Annotated in this window: 25 protein-coding genes and 1 other RNA gene; 2 read left to right on the top strand and 24 right to left on the bottom strand. The window is 49.6% G+C overall.

Translation table 11 applies throughout. The features are described from left to right. Window positions 1-8: 8 nt before the first annotated feature. Window positions 9-542, top strand: coding sequence for a YhcN/YlaJ family sporulation lipoprotein (locus tag EYB31_RS14670; protein ID WP_131014105.1), 534 nt, complete (start codon window positions 9-11; stop codon window positions 540-542). 46 nt (window positions 543-588) lie between these two features. Here EYB31_RS14670 and EYB31_RS14665 read toward each other — a convergent pair whose 3' ends face one another. The 13 genes from EYB31_RS14665 to EYB31_RS14605 all read right to left on the bottom strand — a co-directional run bounded on the left by EYB31_RS14665 (window position 589) and on the right by EYB31_RS14605 (window position 10,285). Beyond that, on the bottom strand, window positions 589-1,041 hold the full coding sequence (locus tag EYB31_RS14665; protein WP_131014104.1) for a pyridoxamine 5'-phosphate oxidase family protein: 453 nt from the start codon (window positions 1,039-1,041) through the stop codon (window positions 589-591). A 242-nt stretch (window positions 1,042-1,283) separates the two neighbouring features. Then, complete coding sequence (locus EYB31_RS14660) at window positions 1,284-1,559, bottom strand: hypothetical protein (RefSeq protein ID WP_131014103.1); 276 nt, start codon at window positions 1,557-1,559, stop codon at window positions 1,284-1,286. 1 nt (window position 1,560) lies between these two features. Next, window positions 1,561-1,995: a hypothetical protein gene (locus tag EYB31_RS14655; protein WP_131014102.1), complete on the bottom strand. Its 435-nt coding sequence runs from the start codon at window positions 1,993-1,995 to the stop codon at window positions 1,561-1,563. A 22-nt stretch (window positions 1,996-2,017) separates the two neighbouring features. Beyond that, entirely contained in the window at window positions 2,018-2,290 is a 273-nt protein-coding gene (locus EYB31_RS14650) for a YlaH-like family protein (protein ID WP_131014334.1), read from the bottom strand. A 103-nt stretch (window positions 2,291-2,393) separates the two neighbouring features. Continuing rightward, complete coding sequence (typA, locus tag EYB31_RS14645) at window positions 2,394-4,241, bottom strand: translational GTPase TypA (protein ID WP_131014101.1); 1,848 nt, start codon at window positions 4,239-4,241, stop codon at window positions 2,394-2,396. Window positions 4,242-4,354: 113 nt separating this feature from the next. After that, complete coding sequence (locus tag EYB31_RS14640; protein ID WP_131014100.1) at window positions 4,355-4,837, bottom strand: hypothetical protein; 483 nt, start codon at window positions 4,835-4,837, stop codon at window positions 4,355-4,357. Between the two features lie 133 nt (window positions 4,838-4,970). Beyond that, complete coding sequence (locus EYB31_RS14635; RefSeq protein ID WP_131014099.1) at window positions 4,971-5,642, bottom strand: TerC family protein; 672 nt, start codon at window positions 5,640-5,642, stop codon at window positions 4,971-4,973. Window positions 5,643-5,734: 92 nt separating this feature from the next. Continuing rightward, complete coding sequence (gene thiI / locus EYB31_RS14630; RefSeq protein ID WP_131014098.1) at window positions 5,735-6,937, bottom strand: tRNA uracil 4-sulfurtransferase ThiI; 1,203 nt, start codon at window positions 6,935-6,937, stop codon at window positions 5,735-5,737. Window positions 6,938-6,940: 3 nt separating this feature from the next. Beyond that, entirely contained in the window at window positions 6,941-8,107 is a 1,167-nt protein-coding gene (locus EYB31_RS14625) for a cysteine desulfurase family protein (protein WP_131014097.1), read from the bottom strand. Window positions 8,108-8,194: 87 nt separating this feature from the next. Then, window positions 8,195-8,884: a lytic transglycosylase domain-containing protein gene (locus EYB31_RS14620; protein WP_131014096.1), complete on the bottom strand. Its 690-nt coding sequence runs from the start codon at window positions 8,882-8,884 to the stop codon at window positions 8,195-8,197. Between the two features lie 137 nt (window positions 8,885-9,021). Further along, window positions 9,022-9,399 (bottom strand): hypothetical protein, encoded by a 378-nt coding sequence (locus EYB31_RS14615; protein ID WP_131014095.1) that lies wholly within the window; start codon window positions 9,397-9,399, stop codon window positions 9,022-9,024. Further along, window positions 9,396-9,710, bottom strand: a complete 315-nt coding sequence (locus tag EYB31_RS14610; protein WP_338119944.1) for a DUF1540 domain-containing protein — start codon at window positions 9,708-9,710, stop codon at window positions 9,396-9,398. Before EYB31_RS14610 ends, EYB31_RS14615 begins: the two co-directional genes overlap by 4 nt. 74 nt (window positions 9,711-9,784) lie before the next feature. Beyond that, complete coding sequence (locus tag EYB31_RS14605; protein ID WP_131014094.1) at window positions 9,785-10,285, bottom strand: YpuI family protein; 501 nt, start codon at window positions 10,283-10,285, stop codon at window positions 9,785-9,787. Between the two features lie 244 nt (window positions 10,286-10,529). Between EYB31_RS14605 and EYB31_RS14600 the strand changes: the two genes are divergently transcribed. After that, complete coding sequence (locus tag EYB31_RS14600) at window positions 10,530-12,404, top strand: S8 family peptidase (protein ID WP_131014093.1); 1,875 nt, start codon at window positions 10,530-10,532, stop codon at window positions 12,402-12,404. A 205-nt stretch (window positions 12,405-12,609) separates the two neighbouring features. Here EYB31_RS14600 and EYB31_RS14595 read toward each other — a convergent pair whose 3' ends face one another. From EYB31_RS14595 to EYB31_RS14545, 11 genes are all read right to left on the bottom strand, one after another. Continuing rightward, on the bottom strand, window positions 12,610-13,992 hold the full coding sequence (locus EYB31_RS14595; protein ID WP_165452432.1) for a glycosyltransferase family 8 protein: 1,383 nt from the start codon (window positions 13,990-13,992) through the stop codon (window positions 12,610-12,612). A gap of 236 nt (window positions 13,993-14,228) precedes the next feature. Further along, window positions 14,229-14,639: RNase P RNA component class A (gene rnpB, locus EYB31_RS14590), an RNA gene on the bottom strand. Window positions 14,640-14,706: 67 nt separating this feature from the next. Continuing rightward, on the bottom strand, window positions 14,707-15,822 hold the full coding sequence (locus EYB31_RS14585; RefSeq protein WP_131014091.1) for a Nif3-like dinuclear metal center hexameric protein: 1,116 nt from the start codon (window positions 15,820-15,822) through the stop codon (window positions 14,707-14,709). Beyond that, on the bottom strand, window positions 15,789-16,556 hold the full coding sequence (locus EYB31_RS14580; protein ID WP_131014090.1) for a tRNA (adenine(22)-N(1))-methyltransferase: 768 nt from the start codon (window positions 16,554-16,556) through the stop codon (window positions 15,789-15,791). Before EYB31_RS14580 ends, EYB31_RS14585 begins: the two co-directional genes overlap by 34 nt. Window position 16,557: 1 nt before the next feature. Continuing rightward, complete coding sequence (locus tag EYB31_RS14575; protein WP_131014089.1) at window positions 16,558-17,388, bottom strand: hypothetical protein; 831 nt, start codon at window positions 17,386-17,388, stop codon at window positions 16,558-16,560. Window positions 17,389-17,513: 125 nt separating this feature from the next. Continuing rightward, window positions 17,514-18,638, bottom strand: a complete 1,125-nt coding sequence (gene rpoD, locus EYB31_RS14570) for an RNA polymerase sigma factor RpoD (RefSeq protein WP_131014088.1) — start codon at window positions 18,636-18,638, stop codon at window positions 17,514-17,516. A gap of 67 nt (window positions 18,639-18,705) precedes the next feature. Then, window positions 18,706-20,535: a DNA primase gene (gene dnaG, locus EYB31_RS14565; protein WP_131014087.1), complete on the bottom strand. Its 1,830-nt coding sequence runs from the start codon at window positions 20,533-20,535 to the stop codon at window positions 18,706-18,708. Window positions 20,536-20,556: 21 nt separating this feature from the next. Then, window positions 20,557-21,039: a YaiI/YqxD family protein gene (locus EYB31_RS14560; protein WP_131014086.1), complete on the bottom strand. Its 483-nt coding sequence runs from the start codon at window positions 21,037-21,039 to the stop codon at window positions 20,557-20,559. 97 nt (window positions 21,040-21,136) lie between these two features. Further along, window positions 21,137-21,976 (bottom strand): pyruvate, water dikinase regulatory protein, encoded by an 840-nt coding sequence (locus EYB31_RS14555; protein ID WP_170318233.1) that lies wholly within the window; start codon window positions 21,974-21,976, stop codon window positions 21,137-21,139. 12 nt (window positions 21,977-21,988) lie between these two features. Further along, a complete protein-coding gene (recO, locus tag EYB31_RS14550) occupies window positions 21,989-22,735 on the bottom strand; it encodes a DNA repair protein RecO (RefSeq protein ID WP_131014085.1) in 747 nt (248 codons plus the stop codon). A 34-nt stretch (window positions 22,736-22,769) separates the two neighbouring features. Next, on the bottom strand, window positions 22,770-22,913 hold the full coding sequence (locus tag EYB31_RS14545; RefSeq protein ID WP_131014084.1) for a YqzL family protein: 144 nt from the start codon (window positions 22,911-22,913) through the stop codon (window positions 22,770-22,772). Between the last annotated feature and the right edge of the window lie 264 nt (window positions 22,914-23,177).

The following is a 23,177-nucleotide window of genomic DNA, read 5'->3' as shown; positions in this document are numbered from 1 at the left end:
GATGGTATATGAGGATAGCTGTGTTCGTTATTCTGCTATTGGCAGTGCTGTCAGGCTGCAATCAGGCAGCGAAAAATGGAGTTTCCTCCTCCCCAGGTAGTAATCCGAACGGGCAGATACAGGTCAAGCAAACCGCCCCGCAAAAAAAACAGATAACAGACCCTCAAGCGGTAGCCCGGCATTTGGAGCAGCTTGCCGACAGCGTCCCGCAGGTAGAAGGCGCAAATTGCGTCGTATTCGGCAATACGGCCGTTGTAGGAATCAATGTTCCTCCCGATGTCGATAGAGCCCATGTCGGGACCATTAAATATTCCGTAGCCGAAGCGCTCCGCAAAGATCCTTACGGTGCCGACGCGATTGTCACAGCGGATATGGATCTGGCGCAAAGAATCAAAAACGTGCGGGATCAGACGATGAACGGGAAACCGATCAGCGGTTTCGCCCAAGAGCTCGGCGCTATCATCGGCCGCATTGTTCCGCAGATGCCGCGGGATACGTCGAATCCGCCGCCCAATCCAAAGCTGGGCGATCCTAATTTATAACCGGCGTATATCTAAATTAGACAAAAAAAGCCTGCGACTGTAAAGTCTAGGCTTTTTTCATGGCGTCAAACACCTGCGTGTCCAGCTTCTCAGCCGCACGTTTATCGTAGGTTTTTTCATATTCAGGCGCAACGGAAATACGGGCGCCGTAAAACATCGCATCGCGCACCGCAGTGATGCCGATATCAAAGCAAGCAAGTTTGAACGGGACGCCTTCAAGCGTTTCCGCTGCCACCCGGGCTTCGCCATAAATGGCATGGACCGAACCTGCGCCGACAAACGTCAAGTTGACCAGCGGATTTTTGCGGATATTCGCCACGATGCGGGAACGTTGATCCAGCGCAAACCGCACGGTTCCCGAATCCTTGGCAAAAAGCCAGGAAATCGCATTGGTGCTAGGCGCACCGCTTTCATGATCGATGGTGCTGAGCAGCGCAAAAGATTCTGCCTGCAGTTCTGCAAATAATTGCTCCGAAAGAACTGTGATTGTTTCTGCCATTAAATCTCCTCCTACAAGTTTTGCGATAGCAAAACTACTCCGAAAGCATAAGCTGAGCATTGGTGAAGCCAATGCTGACATCGTAAGCAACTGCATGTTGTTACACTAAAATTATATCATATCCGAATCCATGCTTCTACTGAGCGGATGCGCAACCTCGTACAAATAGGCATTTTATGTATCCGGTGACACTCCCTTCACGCAATATATCCTTATTGTATCGCGGGTCCCGGACAGTTATGTCATTCATTATATTTAGGATTGGAATTAATATCCGAAAGCAACTGGTCGGCGAGTTCACGGTCGAACATTTGGATTTTGCTTTTACCGTCCAGCTCGTACCTTACGTGATACATCGTTTCATCCGCACGGTCCACTAGGAAGGAATTCAGCTTATGATCGTCCCGCAATATTTCTTCAAAAAAAGCAAGCGTATCGCGGGCCGCGCCATCCTCTTCCCGGCCTTCCGCAACCAGTTTGATTTGCAGCCAATTAAACAGCGCATCCTGAAGATTCACCTTAAGTCCCCTCCTCTTGCAATAACATTACGTGGTAACCTTGATTCAGCCATGCTATCATCAGCGACAGCCAACTGCTGACCGGCTCGGCAAAAGTATCCTTGTCGAGCAGCGACAACAGCGACTGGCACTCAGCTATACCAAGCAAACGATCCATGTAGGCTTCGGCGCAATGCGACAACTCCATATCCCCCGTCGTAAAATGAATCTCTTCGCCATTATCGAGAGAGAAGGGCAGCTCATCCACCCCGCATGCCAACAAAGCATCGTCGCTCAACAGCAGATTGGCTTTAAAACTTAACAGCAGCCGCGGATGCAGCGCTGTCAATATGCGCCGAAAATGCTGCGCTTCCGCTTCCGGCTGCAGCCGGATACGCTCGGAACCCAATATGGCGCCGCTCCCGGGAACTAGCGGTGTCAACCAATATGCAGACATCCCCTTCTCCTCCTGTGCAGACTTATTTTTTTGCGGCGCGGTCCTGAACCCAATAACGGATTCGGACCATAAACATAAGTCCGATCGCAACCGCCAAACAAGGGACGATCGGCAGTTCGGCGTCAACCTGGAACACCAGCAGCATCACACTGCCCACACCCAACAGCAAATAAACGATCAAACTTTTCAGTACAGGCAGCTTGCGGGTACGGAACACTTTATTGTAAACATAAGCAACCATAATATAAATCAGTACAAAGGCCAGCCACGGATGCTGACGAAACCACTCATACACTACGGCCCCATCCTCTCTCATTTATGTCCAGCTTTCATCTTACAACAATCTTCCGGCAAAAAAAAGAAGCGCTGGCATCGGCCGGCGCTTCCTATCCGTTTGCTTAAGCGTTCGCTTCCGCCATCTTGCGGTGCTTCTCCGCTCTTTCACGTTCGCTTTTGTTTAATATTTTTTTGCGCAAGCGTACCGATTTCGGCGTAATTTCGCAATATTCGTCATCGTTCAAATATTCTAAAGCCTGCTCCAGCGAATACAGACGTGGCGTCTTCATCTTCACCGTATCTTCTTTTGTTGCGGAGCGGACGTTGGTCAGCTGCTTTTCTTTACAAATGTTAACGATGATGTCATTGTCGCGGTTATGCTCGCCAACAATCATCCCTTCGTACACTTCCGCACCCGGCTCCAGGAACAAGATGCCGCGGTCCTCTATGGACAAAATGCCGTATAACGTCGCGCTGCCGTTTTCGCTCGACACAAGCACGCCTTCATGGCGGCCGCCTACGCCGCTGCCGGCATAAGGACCATAGCTGTCGAAGGCATGGTTCATAATACCGTAACCACGCGTCAGCGTCAGGAAATTCGTCCGGTAGCCGATCAATCCGCGGGCCGGGATCAGGAATTCCAGACGCACATTGCCGCTGCCATTATTGATCATGTTCACCATTTCCGCCTTACGGCTGCCAAGGCTTTCCATAACCGAACCCATACTTTCTTCCGGCACGTCGATAATAAGGCGTTCGACCGGTTCCATCTTCTGACCGTCGACTACACGGATAATAACCTCCGGCTTGGAAACTTGCATTTCAAAGCCTTCACGGCGCATATTTTCGATCAGAATGCCCAAGTGCAGCTCGCCGCGTCCGGATACGATAAACGCGTCCGGGCTGTCGGTGTCTTCTACACGCAAGGATACGTCAGTCTCCAGCTCTTTATACAGACGCTCACGAAGCTTACGGGAAGTAACCCATTTTCCTTCACGGCCGGCAAACGGACTGTTGTTTACGAGGAAAGTCATTTGCAGCGTCGGCTCGTCGATTTTCAGAACAGGCAATGCCTCCGGATTGGCCGGATCGGCAATCGTTTCGCCGATATTGATTTCTTTAATCCCGGCAATAGCGATAATGTCGCCGGCTCCGGCTTCTTCAATCTCAACCCGCTTCAAACCTTGGAAACCAAACAACTTCTCAATCCGCGCTTGTTTCATGCCGCCTTCGCGGGTCATGACCGCTACCGGCTGGCCTTGGCGAATTTTACCGCGATTGACGCGGCCGATGCCGATACGGCCCAAATATTCGTTATAATCCATCAGCGTGACTAAAAATTGCAGCGGCAAATCCACATCTTCCGTTGGCGAAGGGATATGGCTGACAACCGTTTCATACAAAGCTTCCATGTTGGAGTCCTGCTTTTCCGGTTCCGGATGCAAGCTTGAAGTCCCCATCAAAGCAGATGCGTAAACGACCGGAAACTCCAGCTGATCGTCATTGGCGCCCAACTCGATGAAGAGGTCAAGCACCTCGTCCACCACTTCGGCAGGACGCGCGTTAGGACGGTCGATTTTGTTCACGACAACGATTGGCGTCAGGTTCTGCTCCAGCGCTTTACGTAAAACAAACTTCGTTTGCGGCATTGTGCCTTCAAACGCGTCGACAACAAGCAAAACGCCGTCAACCATTTTCATAATCCGTTCCACTTCTCCGCCGAAGTCGGCGTGTCCGGGAGTATCCACGATATTGATCAAGAAATCTTTATAATGGATTGCCGTATTTTTTGCCAGAATGGTAATGCCGCGTTCCCGTTCCAAGTCGTTGGAATCCATAGCCCGTTCTTGAACGGCTTCGTGCTCGCGGAAAGTCCCGGATTGCTGCAGCAATTTATCTACGAGTGTCGTTTTGCCATGGTCAACGTGAGCAATGATGGCAATATTGCGTATGTGATCTCTGGAATGCATTTATAATAAAACCCCTTTGTTTAATTTAAGCAAAATAAGCTCCACTTTCGTACTATACGTATATTTTACGCAAAAAGCAAGGAGATCAGCCAATATTTATATGATATTTACAATCACCATGTTTTGGAACGGCGTGTAATCAGCACAATACCCACTACCAGCAACCCGATGACGATAAAATAAACGCCTAATGTAACCAGCAGCATCATTCCGAACAATGCCGCCGATACGACAGCCAACACGATGGATGCGGTCATCACTCCTCGCGGAACAAAACGTTCGAACATCTGATATTCGTAAAGTCCCACGGCAACGCCAAAAATAAATCCCGGCCAAATATACTTCATAAGGTGCCAGCCAAACAAATTGCACAAAAAAAACATAACGGCGTATGTAATGAGCATCCCGCCGGGAATGACGACTGCAGCCGGAAGCATTTTCCCAAAATATAACCAATGTAGCAAACCACCCGCGGCCAGCACAAGCAGAGGCCAGAGCAGCCAGCCCAGAAAAGAAAACACGCCCACCTTGCCCAGCAAAAGTACAACCGCGATCGCAATAAGGATAATCCCGATAGAATAACGGTTACGCAGCATCTTTATATTCGTCCTTTCCTCTCCAAATTCGACACTCTTTCACAAATAGTGTATCCGAACCATGAATAAAATGCCAGAAAAACAAAACACCGCCTGCTCTTATCGAGCGGGCGGTTCCGGTTATGTATCCATATTAAGCATGTTTGGCTTTGCGGGAAGCAAGCCGCTTAAGCACACCGATCAAGACGACCGCAATGGTCGTTACCGCCGGAATCATCCAATGAACCATCTCCGAGTTGCCGAACAGGAAATCCACGACCGCATGGTCTTTCATGAACATTTCACCTGCGGTATATCCAAGGATCCCTGCGCCAATATAGATCAGAATCGGATACTTGTTCAGAAGATTCATGACCAGCGTACTTCCCCAGACGATAATCGGGATACTTAAGCCAATCCCGAGAATGATGACAAGCAGGTCATTATCGGCTTTGGCGGCAATTGCAAGCACATTATCCAAGCTCATGACAAAGTCTGCGACAATAATCGTCCAAACGGCTCCGCCCAGCGTAGAAGCTTCCTTCACATTCGCGTGGCTGTCATCGTCGATCAGCAGCTTAACCGCGATCCACAGCAGCAATAACGAACCTGCCGCCTGAATGTAAGGCACACTTAACACATACACCGCTACTACCGTCAGGATCAAGCGCAGCCCGACAGCGCCAAACGCTCCCCACCAAATGGCTTTATTGCGCTGGGAAATCGGCAGCTTTTTACTTGCCATGGCGATAACAACCGCGTTATCTCCGCTTAACACAATATTAATGAGCATAATTTGCAAAAACAATAAAAACCAATCCAGCATGATACGCTTCCTTTCCCTAGTTCAAAGTGACAACTTGTTTTACGCTTCCAATTTCAATATTACGCGGACGAGCGACCAGGGTTTCATCTTTTTTAAAATAAATTTTCAAACCGGTCCGGCTCGCCCGGTCCCACTTGAATCGCCTCCGTTTGCTGCACGGTTTGCTCGATCAGTTCGGGCAGCCACGGCAGGCTGCGTTCGATCGCCTGTACGACTTTCAGATTCGGGTTCGTGCTGGGCGACGGCGGCAGGAATACGGTGCAGCAATCTTCATGCGGCAGTATGGAAATCGGATAAGTTCCAATTTGCTCCGCTATCGTAATAATATCCTGTTTATCGGTAAAAATCAGCGGTTGTAACACGGGAATGCTGACCGACTGGCCGATGGCATGTAAACTGGGCAGCGTTTGGCTAGCCACTTGACCAAGGCTTTCGCCGGTGACGATCGCCATGGCCCCGCAGCTGCCTGCAATTTGTTCGGCGATGCGGAACATCGTTCTTCTCATGATCGTAATTAACAAATTATCGTTATAATCCTGTACCAGCCGGGTTTGTATTTCCGTAAAAGGCACCATATGCAGCGTAACCGGCCCCGCATATTCCGCCAGTTTGCGGACAAGATCCTTGACCTTCTCTTGCGATCTTTCACTGGTATAAGGGTAGCTGTGAAAATGAATGGCCTCCAGCTCAAGTCCCTGCTTCATCGCCAGCCAGCCGGCAACCGGGCTGTCGATCCCTCCGGAGAGCATTAGCAGCGCCTTGCCGTTGGTCCCCAGCGGGAAACCGCCGGTGCCTTCCACCATCTTGGAATACACAAAAGCTCTGTCCTCGCGAAGCTCGACGCGAATATCCACATCGGGCCGATGAACGTCCACCTTTAATCCCGGCACCGCCTGCAGGATATACCCGCCGACAAGGCGGTTCATTTCCTGCGAATCGTAAGGAAAGTTTTTGTCCGCGCGCCGTACGGTCACTTTAAATGTGCCCGGTTTGACGGATTCGCTGGTTAACAAGGATAACGCTTTGCTCCTGATCGTATCCAGTTCGGATTCCGTATAATAAACGGGACTAAACGACGAGAGACCAAACACCTTCTTGAGTTCCTGCGCGACCCCTTCGTACGGTTCTCCGTTTAACGTCACATAAACGCGGCCGAACTGCTGCTCCATGACGATTTTGCTGAAAGCTCTTGTTACTCTGCGTATATCCTTTACTATTTTATGCTCAAAACGATGGCGATTCCGCCCTTTTAAAGTCAGCTCACCTAATCTGATTACAATGCCGTCGGGCAACATGTCTTACCTCCGTCTGTTCCTCTGTCCTGTTGTCCCGCTAAGCTGCATAACAACCCGCTTCAGCGCGCTAAGCAGCATTTCCGCGTCCTGAACCGAATGCTCCAGCCCATAGCTGATACGCAACCCGCTGATGGCGTGCTCACGATCGCAGCCCATTGCGGTCAGCACCCGGCTGGGAACCGTTTCCCGGGAAGAACATGCCGAACGTGACGAGACGAAAACCCCGTGTTGTTCTAAAGCATGTACTACAACTTCCGACTTCATACCCGGATAAGAAAAATGAACAATATGCGAAGCCATGTCTTCTTCATGCTTCGAACCGTTTATTTGCAGCTCCGGGATTTGGCTGATTCCCTGAACCAATATCTTGCGCAACATGCGAGTCTGCTCCAGAAAAGTTTCCCTGCGTTCATCGGCAAGCCGCGCCGCTTTGGCCATACCCACGATGGCCGGCACATTTTCCGTGCCCGACCGCACTCCCCGTTCTTGTCCGCCGCCACGCAGCAGCGGCTCCAGTTCGAGGCCGGAACGGCAGTATAGGAAACCGGTCCCTTTGGGCCCCCGAAGTTTATGGGCGGAACACGACATCAAATCGATGCCTAGTTCCTTCGGCCGCACAGCCAGCTTGCCGTATGCCTGCACCGCGTCCACATGGAACAGCGCTTTCGGATAGCTGCGCAGCAGTTCTCCGATCTGTGCGACCGGCTGAATACGTCCCATTTCATTGTTGACATACATCACGCTGACTAATGCGGTATCCTCGGATAAACTGGCCTCAAGTGTTTTCATCCGTATTTGGCCGGTTTCATCGACAGGCAAATAAGTGACGCGAAAGCCATCCGCTTCCAATCTTTGAAATGTCTCGTAAACGGAAGCGTGTTCGATTGCAGTCGTTATAATATGCCGCCCTATGTTGCCGTTGCGGCGAAGAGCCCCGAATATGGCCAAATTGTTGCTTTCCGTACCGCTGCCTGTAAACAAAATATCGGCCGCGCTTGCGCCGATCGTTTGTGCGATCGCCTGCCGCGCCCGCTCTATCAGCGCTTCTGCATCCACTCCAAGCCGGTGAAGAGAGGAGGGATTGCCGTAATGTGTTCTCATCACTTCCGCGACCGTATCGACCACTTCATCATAAGGAGGCGTAGTTGCGGCGTAATCAAAATATAACATTCCTATCCCCCGTAAATGCAAACTTTCATGAAAACATGAAAAAAAGGCCATCTTTAAGCCTCTTTTCATTAAAGCTTAAATCAGGTCCTATGACAAGTCTGATTGGTAATTGGACTTCAAACCTAACACTTTACCGATATATTGCTGGGTTTCTTGCGGCAAAAGATGCAGCTTGCTCATCAACTCGTTGTCATTGGCGATGCCAAGCTTATCTACCCGCCCGGGCCCTGCATTATATGCGGCCAAGGCCATTCCTTCATTGCCGTTGTATTTAGCCAGCAGATGGGACAGGAACCCTGTTCCGGCCGAAATATTTTGCAGCGGGTCAAAAGGGTCCGTCACGCCGTAACCTTGGCCCGTTTCATCCATCAGCTGCATCAGCCCTTTAGCTCCGGCTCGCGAAACCGCCTGCGGATTAAATGCCGACTCGGCATGGATGACCGCTTTGACCAAACTCGACGGTACGCCAAATCTTCCGCTTGCCTGCTGTATGTAAGATTCGAAATCGGTCGGCTTACTTGCCGCCGTATTTTGGCTCCAATACCCGCTTTTTGCGAGCAATGCGTCCAGTTGTCCTTTTACTCCTGATTTGGAGGATGGCGCATCGTCTTCATTGGCAGCGGCGGCGGACGGGTTCATCAGCTGCTGAAGCATTCCGGAGAAGGTTCCTCCGCTGGTCTCATTGCCGGTACTGGTGTTTCCATTGGATAGCAGAGTAGATTTGTTCAGCAATTCCAGCTTCAAAAGCTCTTTCATGACACTCGGTTCAATGTTCATGGGCAACTCCCGGCGATTAGTATATGTCTTTATTTTACACACAACCGCGGCAAAGAACTAGCCCCTTATCTTAAAAAGCTGAAAAAGCAGAAAAAACTGCTGCCTTCTAACCGGCAGCAGCAATCCAACTGGACTTTCTACACATAATTGGACGTTAACAAAATGTACCCGCCAAGAGATATAAGCCCAAGTATCATAGCACTGGCTCCAAGGAAACGGCTGCCCTGCACAAAAGCGAAAAATCCTAGCAGAATCGCTGTAGAACCTAATGGAGCAGGCCATTGAAACAAGGAAATTACGGCAAAAATGATTGCAGCATAACCTACAGCTTTGCTTTGCGTAAATAAATTATTCCCTCTTGCAGCTTCTTCCTCCGCATGTTCCCCTCTAGGCAATACCGTACGGCCAAATGGAACGGGCGCCGCATCCGCGGCAAACTCAACGTCGGAATCCCCTAATCCTGCTTCCCGCCGGATCTGATCCTTCTGAAAGAGCGTTTTGTCATCCTCTTTCATTTCGCGGCTTTGGGCTTAAACGTATGGCAGCAAGTGCTGCGCGAGTCCGCCGCTTTGTCGGTATGATCGTCATCAAAGCTTTCTCCGGCGAATTCTTCGGTAAATGTGGCGTTGGCATGCTTGTCGATATCAATCATAATCAGATCGGCACCGCAGCGGTTCCCCTGCGCCCAGTATTCGCAGTTGGCGACGCTGCACTTCACTATCGGTTTATCCATCGTCATCACCCCGTTAACCATGGTACCCGGTTTCGGGGACAGAATATTCTCCCACCGCGCCGTACCGCCGCAGCTGGCATAATCTAACGCCAAAAGAAAAGAGATGCCCGTAAATGAGCATCTCTGACGTGTATAGTCAAGAACACTTGAGACAATTCGAATAAAACTTAAACCCGCTCGCCTTGCATTCTTTTTTGCGTAATGTAGTCGGTTTCGTAATAGGACAATTCCTCACGAAGATCTTCGAAAATTTTGGACAACTCCACAGTCAAATTCCGCACATCGCGGCTTGGCTTTTTGCGGAAACGAATGGCATCCTGACCTGTATACGCATAACGGCCATCTTCGGAATAACATTCATTTTTCGGATAAAAGAAGTTGTTGACGCAGCTGTGATACACTTCGTACAGCACTTTCTCGGCGTATTCGGTGTTGAAAGTCGGACGGCGCAAAGCGACTCCAAGCTTCTCATAAGCAACTTCGCTAAACACGAGCAAATGTCTCGTATCCTGCAAATAAGCACGGTAAAACTCTTCCATCGCCCCATCGTTTTCCACGTTGAGCAGCGGAAGCGAATGTTGGTTCAAAAACGTTTCCATTTTTTGAGTTGCTTCAGCGAGTTTCGCTCTTGTAGTTTCACATACATTTTTCACATTATGCACGGCCATTCACAAAAGACCTCCTTGAGAATCGTAAACGATAATACCACTTTGATGTTAAGCAAGTACTTTACTCTCATCCTACCACAAATCGACGTTAAAAGTAATATGTAAATAAACTATTCGACGATTTTGAAATTTTTGAACATACAATCTGCTCTCAATGGAAAAATGTGTTCCTGTAAACGGAACGACAATCGGGAATTCTAACAGCAACATGTTTGGCGTTGTCATATAAGGAGGCATTCGGCCTATGAACAAAGGAAAATACATCGTATCGTTTGCGCTTCTGCTGGCAGGCGGAGCCCTGCTTTTTCCCCGTGGGGAGCAGATCGGACCTGAGACCGTAAGTCCCGCATCCGAAATCAGCATGAAGCAGCAGCTGTTGGACCGCGACGTGTCGCTGACCGATGAGCTTTGCCGCAACCAATGCAGCATCAGCTTTCAAAATACGCTTGGCCATATCCGCCAATCCGCAGATGTAAGCAGTGCGCTGAAGCAGCTGCAGCAGCTGCATCCGCATATGCAGCTGCTGATTTATTCCTGGAAAGATCAGACTTTGGATCAAGGCGTCAAAACAGGGGAACTCGACAGCGCCGTCAGCGGACAAACACGCGAACTTATGGAACAAGCCAAGCAGTCCGCGCAAAACGGCAAGCCTTTTAAATCCCAGTCGGTCCATGTGAATGACCATACTTATTTGGTATTGGGAGAACCCTCGGAAGGCGGCGCGTCTTTAGTTGGGGTCGTTCAGCAGACGATCTTGAAAGAGGTTAGCGAACATCAGAAAAAAAACTTGCGTATTGTTCCTTATCCTTCCGATAACCGCTACAAGGTCGAATCCGTCGATTCCAGAACGCTGCAGGACGTGAAAGTGGATCATCCGGAAGATAACGAAGGAACAAGCCATTATCATACAAACCAGGTTGTGGTCAGGTTTAAACAGGAGCCTACGCAAGCGGAGCTGGCGCAAATCCAAGCGGAAATCGGGGCCGGCGGCCACCGCAAGCTTGGGTATACGTATGTATTCGAATCCGCGCACATGGAAGCAAAGCAACTGATGGCTTATTTTGAAAAATGGGACGTCGCTTATGTAGAGCCGCATTTTTTATATATGACCAACGATGTCCCGAGAATGGACTCGGAAACGCCTGCCAGCGACGCCATTGTGCCAAACGACGTATTGTATCAGCGGTATCAATGGAATTTGCCGATGATTGAAACGGAGAAGGGCTGGTCGGTTAACAAGGGGTCTAAAGATGTCGTAGTGGCAATCGTCGATACCGGGGTGGATCTGAATCATCCCGATCTGCAAGCTCAGCTGGTATCCGGCATCAACGTTGTTGATCCGAAGTCTCCGCCGCTGGACGATGTCGGTCATGGAACCCATGTCGCCGGCGTCATCTCCGCGCTGGTCAACAATAGTTTGGGCATCGCGGGCATGACTTGGAACAATCCCATCATGCCGGTCAAGGTGCTTGACCAGACCGGTGCGGGCAGCACGTATTCAGTTGCCCAAGGCATTATATGGGCTACCGATCATGGCGCTAAAGTCATTAATATGAGCCTCGGCAATTATGCGGAAGCCCAATTTTTGCATGACGCCATTCGTTACGCCTATGACCATGACGTCGTATTGATTGCCGCAAGCGGCAATGACAACACGGATCGCCCCGGCTATCCCGCGGCTTATCCAGAGGTATTTGCCGTGGCGGCCACCGATGCCAAGAACAATAAAGCCAGCTTCTCCAACTACGGCGATTATATCGATGCCGCTGCTCCCGGCGTAAACATCGCCAGTACGTATCCGCACAATCAATACGCGGCATTGTCCGGAACTTCCATGGCCAGCCCGCATGTGACGGCTTTAGCGGCATTGATCCGCTCAGTGAACCCGGCGCTGAAAAATACCGAGGTCATGGACCTCATCCGCCAAACGGCGCAAGATCTCGGTCCTCAAGGGAAAGACAAATATTTCGGATTCGGGTTGATCGACGTTGTTCAAGCGCTAAACAGCGCAGGCCAAAGCCAAAATTCGCTGACCAATTGGCCGCAAACGACCGAAAGAGAACTGGACGCCATCCGCGAAAAGTTCGGAAACGAACAACAAACGGCCCCTACCCCATAGCTGGAAACTTAAAGCCCGATATCCCTGAAAAGGGCCCATCGGGCTTTAGTTGATCTCACGGGTTATATCCTCGCCAAGGTCTGGCGCCATGCACCTTCCGTATTCCTCTCCTCCGCGCGGCAGAAGTTACAGATGAGACGAGCAGCGGCGCTGTATCTTATGAACGGTGTTTTCGACAGGTTTTCCGCATGAGGGCCAACTTGCCTTAAATGATCCAATATACTCGAGACAAAGCCGGATTGGTCCAAATTTTCCTTTTATTTGAAAGGTTAGTTTTACTTTTTGGTCTTTGGGTACTTTGATGGGGTACCGTTTTCCGTTTCGGATTCTGTATTTTTCCTCTGGCTGGCGTTACTGGGCTGTTATTTTGCTTGTTTTGCCTGGGACTCTTTTTTACAGTCTTGGCAGGAGGCGAAGCTTTTGTCATGCCGCTTTTTTGAATCGGTGCTCTTTTCACCCGTGCCGGTTGCTGGTGCCTAGGCGGCTTCTGCGCTTGGGATGCGGCGGAAGGAAACGTTTTGACTACTGTGCCGGTTTTGCCCTTTATTTCACTGCTTTGGCCTGTGGAGAGCCGTTGGGGAGGGGCCGAACCTTGCATCTCCTTGTCTTTCCGTATGTGTGAAGCCGTCATATAGGGAGAATCTCCGCTCCATTCAGCAGCTTGTTCAGTTTCGTCAGCGGCTTCAGTTTCCTTCTCCTCCCTTGATGCTTCGGGGACGGAATGTGCAAACCATTCATTTTCGCCGGATAGCTTAGCGGTATCAAACTGCTGCTCGGATAATTCAGTGTCCCCCGCTTCTATGAACATGGTTCCCCACGGAGTCATGTCAAGGTATCGCGCGTACAGCTCGGCACCGGGAGATTGTGGATGCCAGCACTTCTCAGCGCCGCTGAAATGAACGATTTTATTATCGTATTGGCGATCGGGACAGGAAAGATTAAACAGATTAAACCGCAGATCGAGCTGCAAGTAATTTTCGCCAAAAACGGAGTTCAATAAGTCCTGATCAGGCAAAGTGCTGTTAGGGTATCTCCATAAAAAGTTCAGCATGCCTTCATACCAATCACGCTTATTGCGGATATTATTCAGCTCCAGCAATAAGATTCCCGAATTAAAGTAATTCTCGGGACTCAAACCGCAAGGGATAATATCGTGTGCGACTTCATGGATCCCTTGGTCCCAGACGGCTCCTAAATACGCATCGTTTAATTCGATATTCCACAGCTCGGCTATATCCAGGTTCACCAAAACGTCGCAGTCCAAATAAATGATCTTTTCCGTTTGCACTAGCTGGGGGAGCAGCAAACGATACATACTGGCCATTGTCCATATGTTAACCGCCTTCACATTGCTGGCAGCCTCAAACAGGTCCATGGGAATGTTCACATGAATAAAGTCAATCGTCTGATGAAAGCTTTTCACCAGTTGTATAAGCTTTGTTTTGTTAGCTTCAAGCAGCGTGTCGTCATGCAAAATATGAACCCGAATTTGTGATTCTGTATTGTAAAACACGGAAGCAAGCACGACACCGGCATGTTCTGCATAACTCCCGTCCTTGTCATTAAAAGCCAACGCCAGTTCAATCAATTTCCGTATCACCTCTCCACTATCGGATGAATTGTCCCCCAAATGCGCCGGGTATATATACCTTAACCACTGTATGTTTGCCAAGCACAATTGGAGTAGACAAATTCCCTGCGAAAATCACCTATATTCCAGTCCGGTGCGCTCCATGAAAACCTTAATCAACGCAAAAAGCCAACAACCGGATACAGCCGGTTATTGGCTCAAAAAGCGTTCTGATATTTAAATAAATGCGTGGTTGGAGAAGTTTGCCGTAAGCCGGGTTCTGTGCTTCCAGTGGTCGTAACGGGTACCACCCTCCCACCATTGAAGCGACAATCATCTATCTACGCGAACCATTGCTGATCCGCTCCAGCGACCAACCCGAACGCGCCCCAGGCGAGGGCTGCCGTTCAAGAACGGCTGCGTTCCATTAGGTCTTGCTCCAGATGGGGTTTACCAGGACGTATGTCGCCATACCTCCTCGTGGTCTCTTACACCACGGTTCCACCCTTGCCTGATCGCGGAAGTACATCCGCGCCATCGGCGGTCCATTTCTGTGGCACTATCCTTCAGCTCGCGCTGACTGGACGTTATCCAGCATCCTGCCTTATGGAGCCCGGACTTTCCTCTCGCGGCCTTAAGCCGCCAGCGATTGTCTGCCAAACTTCTCTTGCGCAAAAGCCAGTATATCAGGGATTACGCCAAAATACAACTGCAACTGCTGGAACAGCTTCCTTAAACAAACTGGAACGGCTCCGTATGCACTCCCGATGCAATAACTTCAGTCGCATATTTTTGTTCAGCCAGCTTTGCCTGCAAATAGTCGGCTACGCCACGCTTCATGATTTTTTCGATATTATGACCGGGATCGATCAAAGCGATCCCTGCAGCCAGCGCATCATGCGCCGTATGATAATCGATATCGCCGGTCACCAGCACATCGGCTCCCGCAAATAACGCATGCCGGACGTAGCGGCTGCCGGAGCCTCCGAGCACGGCGACCTTTTTCACCTGGCGGTTCAAATCCCCTACCACACGGGCTGCAGGCACATCAAAAGCCTGTTTGACCAGGTCAGCCAGCTCCTGCAGCGTCACTGCTTCAGACAGCTTGCCGACACGCCCTAGGCCGAATGTACGGCCGTTCAAATCCATCGGATACAAATCGTAAGCCACTTCCTCGTAAGGGTGCGCCTTCAGCATCGCTTGAATGACTTTGCGCTCGATGCTTTGAGGCACCACGGTTTCGATTCTGAGCTCCTTGACCTGCTCCAGCTTGCCTTGCTTGCCGATAAACGGCTGTGCTCCCTCTTGCGGTAAAAATGTGCCCGTGCCTTCGATATTGAAACTGCAGTGGCTGTATTGGCCGATCCAACCGGCGCCAGCCTGAAATAACGCCATCTGCACTTTTTCGTGGTGATCCTCCGGGACAAAAACAACGAGCTTTTTCAATTTATCGGTATGCACGTCCTCCAGGTGAGACAAGCCGGTCAAACCAAGCGCTTCGGCCATCATATCGTTAATGCCGCCGTCTGCGACATCCAGATTCGTATGTGCGATATACACGGCAATATCGTGCTTAATCAGCTTCTCATAAAGCCTTCCCGCAGGCGTGTCCGTTTGCAGATTGGAGAGCGGCCGAAAAATAATCGCGTGATGCGCGATGATCAAATCGACTTGACCGCTTATCGCTTCCGCCACCACATCTTCGGTAACATCAAGGGCGACAAGCACCCTGCGAATTTCTTTTTGCAGCGAGCCTAACTGTAATCCGATCTTATCGTCCGGCACCGCGTAATGCTTCGGCGCGAGCCGTTCCATTAATTGAATGACGGTTTGACCTTTTGCAAACATGCGAGCACCTCCTCTATATGTTGCATTATTTCACGGATTTCTTGCTCCTTTTGCCGGGAGGCGGTATGTTCGGAGCGGCTTAATTGGCGGCAAATCTGTGCGAGCTTCGCCAGCTCCGACTCCCATTTTCTGATCCATACGGGGTTCGGATTTCGCAGCAAATAAGGTCCCATGCGAAGCAAATCTTGTTTGGTCACGGAAATCTCGCCATTTAGCATAAACGGTTCGTAAAGCCCGTCTCCGGAAGCACCAAGCTGCTTCGGCTGCGCGGTTAAGATCTCGTAAATTTTGCCGTCTTCCTCCAGGATCTGCTCGGATTGAAGGCTCCAATTGCTGCGCAGCAGCCATTCCCGGACAAATTCTTCGCCTACATTGGGCTGTAAAATAAGCAGCTCGACGCCGCTCAGCTTTTCTTTGCCCGCTTCCAGGATCGACGAAATCAGACTGCCGCCCATGCCGGCAATCGTAATTACATTCACCTCTCCCGGTTGTATTACCGCAAGTCCATCCCCTAATCTGGCTTGTACCTTATGCCCGACACCGGACTGCTCGATTTGTTTAGATGCCGCTTCGTAAGGGCCGGTATTCACTTCACCGGCGATCCCGCGGCTAATGGTTCCGTTTATAGCCAAATACGCAGGCAGCAGCGCATGATCGGAGCCGATATCGGCCAATTTGCCGCCGGAAGGCACCCGTTCCGCAATACGCTGCAATCGTTCAGACAACCTTATCATGTTATGCAACCCACTCTGTCCATTTTTTACGGAGCGCAAACAGCATGATGCCTCCTATGATGATCTTGCCCATCAATGAAAGCTGGAGCACTTCGCTGCCCAGCACCTCCGAATACATAATACCGTAAAATTCCGGCATAAACCAAACGATACACCCCAGCAGCAAAAAGACGATGCCGGCTTGCTTCAGCTTCTGATGCACGAGCCAGCCGATCCAAACAAACAGGAAACTCAGAGGAATCCAGCTAAGCTGCAGCGTTCCCCATGTAATCGTATCCAGCTGATGATGCAGCAGCCAGCCATAAGCGAAGACAAGCCCAACCCAGCCGCACAGCTGAAAAATGATCAGCCGGCAGGCAATGCCGCTCATAATCCAGACGAAACTGCAAAAAACAACGTGAGCGACTATCGTATTTGGCGTATTCAGATCATGCTGCTTCAGCAGGTACACGCCGATAAACAGCAAAAATAAAGACGCCACACCAAACAAAATATGGGAAAGCAACGGCGACTTTTCCCGTTTTACCGCCCCGATAACATAACAAATAATTAAAAAAACAATCGATACGCCAATTTGCAATGGAAATTCAAAAGAGTTAAAATTAAGTGAAACAAAGGATATGATTGCCAAAAGGCCAAAAACGATTATCCATATCTTCCAGTTACTGTCTCTTACTGCTTTTGGCGAAATGCCTAACCATCCACCGGATTGTTTCTGGTTATGTTCTTCCAAATACAAATTCAGCAAAAAGTCGCAATAATGCTCAGGCAGCAGCTTACTGCGCCGCCAATGCTCGATTTCCTTAACGATAATCTTCTTTTTTTCATCCACAGATCATTCACCCCGGGCGGCAATGTGCAAAAAAATTCCAACACCCTAATTTTATCGGTCGGGGCCGTAGAAAAAATTAGACCTTAATGCCGTTTCCGGCAGAAAGGTCATGGGTGAAAACTCATTTATTCCAGGAAATCCTTTAATCGTTTACTGCGGCTTGGATGTCTTAGCTTACGGAGCGCCTTGGCTTCGATTTGACGAATGCGTTCGCGGGTAACGCCGAACACTTTACCCACTTCCTCCAGCGTTCTTGTGCGGCCATCATCCAGTCCGAAGCGCAACCGAAGCACATTTTCTTCACGCTCGGTAAGCGTGTCAAGCACATCCTCCAGCTGTTCTTTCAGTAGTTCATAAGCCGCGGCGTCGGCAGGAGCAAGAGCCTCCTGATCCTCGATAAAATCACCCAAATGCGAATCGTCCTCTTCACCAATCGGCGTCTCCAGAGAAACGGGTTCTTGAGCAATTTTCATAATCTCGCGGACTTTATCCGTGCTTAAATCCATTTCCTTAGCGATTTCTTCCGGCGTTGGTTCGCGCCCCAATTCTTGCAGCAGCTGCCTGGATACGCGGATCAGTTTGTTGATCGTCTCCACCATATGTACCGGAATCCGGATCGTTCTCGCTTGATCCGCAATCGCACGGGTAATGGCTTGACGAATCCACCATGTCGCGTAGGTACTGAATTTAAACCCTTTGATATGGTCAAACTTTTCAACCGCTTTGATAAGCCCCATATTTCCTTCCTGTATCAAATCGAGGAACAACATCCCCCGACCCACATAACGCTTGGCGATACTGACTACCAGACGCAAGTTCGCTTCCGCCAATCGGCGTTTCGCTTCTTCGTCGCCTTTTTCAATCCGCTTCGCCAAATCGATTTCGTCTTCCGCAGACAAGAGCGGCACACGTCCGATTTCCTTTAGGTACATACGGACAGGGTCGTTGATTTTAATACCGGGAGGTAACGACAGATCGTCGTCAAAGTTGAATTCGTCATGCTCGTGATCGTCGGGATTAAGCACCGGATCTTCATCATCATCGGACTCGTTGCCTACGTCAATCCCCAGCTCGGAAAGATGCTCAAAAAATTCATCGATTTGCTCTGGATCTTGATCGAAAGGAGCAAGTTTCTCCATAATATCTTTGTATGTCAGGGACGAGCGTTTCTTTCCCTGCTCGATCAGTTGTTCTTTGACCTGCTCGAGGGTCAATTCTGTCTCTATTTCTGTGCGCTGATCGTTCGCCATAAACGTGTGCTCCCTCCTCCCTAAGAATAAGATGAGGCCATCTTCTAAAGAAGTTCCGACTGTTCTCCTAGGGTAATAATCTTTTGGCCTTAATCAGTTCCAGGCCGATTTGTGCTGCTAACAATACATTTCCTGAACGTTCTGCTTCAGTTCTTGCTTCTTCTTTTCGCTTTAATTCCTCTTGGTAATAATGCTGCTTGATCGATTTGATATAATCGTCAATCACTTTCTCGCTGGTTGCGTGACTTACCCCCATATCGGCAATAAAACAAGCTGCGCTGACCAAACCTTCATCTTGCAGCGTTGAAATGTAGCTGCTTACGTTAGGTTCATTCCCTTGCGCATAATAAGAGTATAAGTAAGCAGCGAGCGCTGCATGAGCTTCCACGTGAAATTGCCCGCCAAGATGCTGCTCCACGTACTGCGAAATTTCGCGGTCGTGCATCATCACTGCCAGAAGCTTCTGCTCTGCGTTATGGTATGCCGGATGCAGCGAGGGGGCCCGTTCTTTCACGGGTCCATTATTCATAACATTATTCCACGGTTTGGCGTTATTATCCCCATGATTTTTGTTTTTTTCTGTCTGAAGCCGGATTTCATTTAAGTTTTGCCATAAAATTTCATAGGAATAATGAAACTCAGAAGACAACTCCTTCACGTAATGTTCCCGTTCAACGGGTGACGTTACGCCGGCAACGATCTTCAGCGCATGCTGGATATAACGTAGTTTCTCCCCATCCTCCTGCAGCTTATAATTTTTGCGAAAATAAAGAAGCTTATATTTGATCGACGACACGGAAGCTTCGATAATCTCCCGTGCAAATCGTTCAGAACCGTAAGTTTTAATGTACTCATCCGGATCAAGACCACTCGGCAGCACGGCTACCTTCACTTGGCATCCGACTTTTTCGAGGATCGCGATGCTTTTATAAGCGGCGTTCTGACCGGCGTTGTCCCCATCATAAGAGACGATCACTCGCTCGGCATTGTTGCGGATTACCTTCGCCTGCTCATCGGTAAGTGCGGTCCCCATCGTAGCGATGCCATTTTCCACACCCGCTTCCCATGCTTTAATCACATCGACGTAACCTTCGAATAATACGAGTTCCCCCGACTTGCGAATATGCGGTCTGGCCATATGAAAATTGTACAAGGTGCGGCTTTTGTTAAACAGAATGGACTCCGGACTGTTTAAATATTTCGGCTGCACGTCGCCAAGCGCCCGCCCGCCGAATGCAATAACGGCTCCCTTGGCATCGCAGATCGGAAACATGATGCGGTCGCGGAATTTGTCCACATACCCGCCGGCCTCCTGCCTTGCGCTGAGCAGACCTCCTTTTTCCATCAAAGCAAGATCGAAACCGCGTTTCTCCAGCAGCTGTGCGAGTGTATCCCATCTAGGGGGCGCATAACCGATTTGAAACGTGTCAATCAGCTTGTCGGAAAATCCGCGTGAACGCAAATAATTCATCGCAGGTTTGCCCTCATCCGTATTTTTCAAAATATACGGGTAAAGCTTGGAAGTAAATTCGTAAGCGGCCAGCAGCGACGTTTTCTCAACATTTTGCTTAATAGCCTGTTCGCTTGGCTCATCTCCAACCCCTACTTCAATACCTGCTTCCTTAGCTAGCTCGCGGACCGCTTCGCCAAAGCTGTAGCCTTCAACGCCCATAATAAAATGAATGGCGCTCCCGCCTGCGCCACACCCAAAGCAGTGAAAAATCTGTCTTTCCGGAGTTACGGTAAACGACGGTGTTTTTTCCGAATGGAATGGGCACAGCCCTTTTAAATAATGCCCCTGCTTGGTCAAATGAACATATCTGCCGACCACGTCTACAATGTCGTGGCGTTTCAGAACGGAATCAATGACGTCATTGGGAATACGCCCGTTACTCATCCTTACCACCTTCAAAATGGGTTAACACTTAGGTATATTCGCCTTGTCTCCCTCATTCTCCTGCAAGAGAACCAAAAGTTTTGTCAAACTTTGTAGAAATGTTTTCCGATCGTCCGCTGAAAACGCTCTTGGCCCTTTCGTATGGTGCCCCGCTCTGCGTTTTTTTGCCTGTTCATGTCGACGGTCCAGTAAATAATCGATCGTTTTGTCGGTATATTCCTGCCCTCTGTTGGACAACACAAACGCTTTTTTTCCGAGTCCAATGGCTGCCAGACCAAAGTCCTGAGTCACGAGAATATCGCCCGCTGAAATCCGGTTGGCGATGAATAAATCGACCGATTGATCCGAACGGTCCACCTGAACGATTTCTACCCCTTCCGCGGCGGCAAGCCGATGATCGAAAGAAGCCACCATCATCACGGGGACATGAAACATGGCGGCTGTGCTCACAATTTCAGATTTCACCGGACAGGCGTCAGCGTCGACAATGATTTTGAAACTCATCTTTCGTCCCACCGATTCTTGTGTAACTCTCTTACCGTAATATTATATACGCTGAAAACTTAAAAAATCCTGCTTGAACGTAATGAAAAAACAAAACTCAGCCGATGCGCTCTAAAATGACACTTGCCGTTTCTTCCACCGCCTTGTTGGTCACATCAATGACCGTACAGCCGATGCGGCTCATAATTTGCTGCGCAAATTCGAGCTCCTGGCTGATCCGCTCCAAATTGGCATAGCTTGCGTTACCGGGAAGCCCCAGCATTTTTAACCGCTCGCTGCGGATTTTATTTAATTTGTCAGGGTTGATCGTAAGCCCGAATATCTTCTTGTTGTTGACCGTATACAACAGATCGGGCGGCGTGATTTCCGGAACAAGCGGGACGTTGGCCACCTTGTACGTTTTGTGGGCGAGAAACATCGACAGCGGAGTTTTGGAGGTGCGGGATACGCCAACCAGCACGATATCCGCCTGCAGAATTCCGGTAAAGTCGCGTCCGTCGTCGTATTTCACGGCAAACTCAACCGCTTCCACCTTCTTGAAGTAATCTTCGTCGAGCGGATGAATCATTCCCGGTTTATGACGCGCTTCCTGGCCAAACGAATGCTCCATCGTCTGCAGCAAATTGCCCATTAAATCGATGGTCTTGATATGATGCTTACGGGCTTTCACCAGCAAATATTCGCGAAGCTCGGGTACTACAAGAGTAAATACGATAATGGCGTGCTCGCGTTTCGCGGCTTGAATTAAAAGTTCGATTGCGCCGCTATCTTGAATAAAAGCTATTCGCCGAATTTCGACCACTTTTGGATAAAATTGCGTCGCAGCCGCTTTAACCACAGCTTCGCCGGTTTCACCAGCGGAGTCGGAGGCGACAAATATGATAAGTTTTTGCTGACTCAATATAGGATTGACCACCTTCCCGCGGGATAATTCCATTATATGTCACGTTTATAATCCGTATTTCTCCATTTGCTCCAGAAAATTTCGCGATTTTAGCCGAAGTCCAAGATGGTTGTCCATGTAGCCGCGCAGAAGCGTTTTCAATTGTTGCTTTGTTTCCGGTTTCACATCCGTTTGCCCTAAACGCCGTATATCCATTCTCGAAAAAAGCCGCAGTAGCTTAAGCACCGCGCCGCTTAGCGGCACCGTCTGCGGGTCCGATCTGCGGCACGATTTGCACAGTATGCCTCCCAAACCGAAGCTGAATGCCATTTCGCCCGCTGTTTCCCCGCAGGATACGCATTGATCCAATTGCGGGGTATATCCGGCGATCGCCAGCATCTTCATTTCGTAGATATGTACGATAATATCTGCGTCTTTGCCTTCGGTCATCGCTTGAAACGCGGCTTTCAGCTGCTCATACCAATAAGGTTCGTTCTCCTGCTCGCCGATCAGTCGGTCCGTCAGTTCGGCCAAGTATGAGCAGCAGGCCGCCATCAGCAAATCTTCTCTGAGCATGTGGTAAGATTGTATGATTTCAGCATTGTTTAACGTGCCCATCTGTCCGTTTTTGAAAAACACAAATTGTCCGCAGGTAAAAGGCTGCACAACCGCGGCATACCGGCTGTTCATCTTTTTGGCTCCGCGGACCATTACGCTAACCTTTCCCGCTTCTCTGCTGAACAAGGTAACAATTTTGTTGCCTTCCCCGTAATCTGTGCTGCGGATGACGATGGCCTCCACTCGATACAGCATCCGGCACTCCTCCAATAACCCCGTACCTAATAATTTAAAAAATCAGTTCGTCCGGATCTTCTTCCGGTTCCTCGCCAGGCTCGTCTTCATCGGGCTCTTGACCCCCTGCCTGCTTGTACAACAGGTAAGCATCGACATCCCCAGTCATTGCGAAATACTTCCAGGAAAAATCTCTCATGGGTATCATCCTTTCCGGAAAATGCCTGTGGCTGTAACACTTATTAGGATGATACTTGCGGGAAGGAAGTATGCGATGAAATTTCTGGGGGGAGGGGACCCCCTAAATCCCCTAGCAGGGGGACCCCAGGCGCTGCGCCAATGTTGTCAGGTTAAGCTTATTTTATAAGTTGCGTCTTTTTGTTTGTGTAAATCGGTTGGCTTTGCTTTGTTTTTCACGTTTGAAATTTCGGTTGGGGATGACAGGTACTACATTACGTTGTAG

This window comes from Paenibacillus thalictri, from assembly GCF_004307995.1.
Lineage (GTDB): Bacteria > Bacillota > Bacilli > Paenibacillales > NBRC-103111 > Paenibacillus_AF > Paenibacillus_AF thalictri.
Note: the sequence above shows the minus strand (reverse complement) of the source record. Positions and strands in the feature narration are given on the sequence as shown.